General features: G+C 59.4%; 1 protein-coding gene. It reads left to right on the top strand.

Annotated features, from left to right (window positions below; all coding sequences use genetic code 11):
* Positions 1 to 397: 397 nt before the first annotated feature.
* Positions 398 to 1,054, top strand: coding sequence for a CatA-like O-acetyltransferase (locus tag RCH12_RS18500; RefSeq protein WP_327017888.1), 657 nt, complete (start codon positions 398 to 400; stop codon positions 1,052 to 1,054).
* Positions 1,055 to 1,179 lie beyond the last annotated feature (125 nt).

Here is a 1,179-nt window from a genome sequence, read left to right as displayed (position 1 = left end):
TGGACATGGTGGGACTTCCTGATTCTCGCCCTACGTCAAACGGCGGACTTGCTCTGAGCTACTGGCCTCAACTCACCCTGACACGTAGGGCTGTCGCAGTCCTGGCCGACTGGACTCGACGCTTTACCGAGACGGCAGGAGTCGACTACACCTGGGCTCAAGCTCTCTCTTTCGCGCGTTACGTCGGGTCGTACTACTGGGAGTCACAAAACGAGGGGGCCTCCGCTAACGTGGCCAGACTGAGGCGGGCAGCGCTACTGCTGGCTCCGCTGGTCTGAGTCCTTGGGTGCACGGTGAGGAACCGCCCTTCCGTGCAATGAGTAGCGGGGGATCATCCGACATCTGGGAGCAGGATGCGATACATCACACGCTGCCTACCCGACTTAGGCTCGAGAGCATGACACATACACGTGCGATCGATATGCACAATTGGCCTCGGCGGGAGCACTTCGAGCACTACCTCACCCGCGTCGAGTGCACTTATGCCATCACGGTCGAACTCGATGTCACAGAGTTGGTAGCGGCGCTTCGTGTCCGTCCATGGAAGAGCTATATCGCGCAGATGTGGGCCATCGCCTCAGTCGTGAATAGTCACGTTGAATTCCGGATGACCCTCACTGAGGGGAACGGCCCGGCGACCTGGGACATCGTTCACCCTGCATTCACCGTCTTCAATCCCGAGCGAGAGACGTTCTCCAACGTCTGGTCTCCCTTTCACGCCGACTTCTCTACCTTCCATGAACACGCGGCCGACGTCTTGGCCAGATACCGCACCTCCACGTCGTTTCAGCCGCAACCAGACATGCCCGCGAATGTGTTTGATATATCAAGCGTACCGTGGACGTCGTTCACGGGGTTCAGCCTGCAGATACGCGACGGCTGGAAGCATCTTCTGCCGATATTCACCCTGGGTCGGTACAGGGAGTCTGGGGGGCGAACCATGATGCCCGTCGCCATTCAGGTGCATCATGCGGCCGCTGACGGTTTCCACACCGCTCGCCTTGTCCAAGAGCTGCAAGAACTGTTTTCCGACCCCTCGTGGCTCGCCGACTAACGGACCTGAGCCCGATGCCGGACGTCATACCCCTACGTGTCAGGGTGAGTTGAGGCCAGTAGCTCAGAGCAAGTCCGCCGTTTGACGTAGGGCGAGAATCAGGAAGTCCCACCATGTCCAGCCCA

This window comes from Cryobacterium sp. MP_3.1 (assembly GCF_035984795.1).
GTDB classification, from domain to species: domain Bacteria; phylum Actinomycetota; class Actinomycetes; order Actinomycetales; family Microbacteriaceae; genus Cryobacterium; species Cryobacterium zongtaii.
The sequence above is the reverse complement of the archived record's forward strand: the minus strand, read 5'-3'. Positions and strand labels throughout refer to the sequence as shown.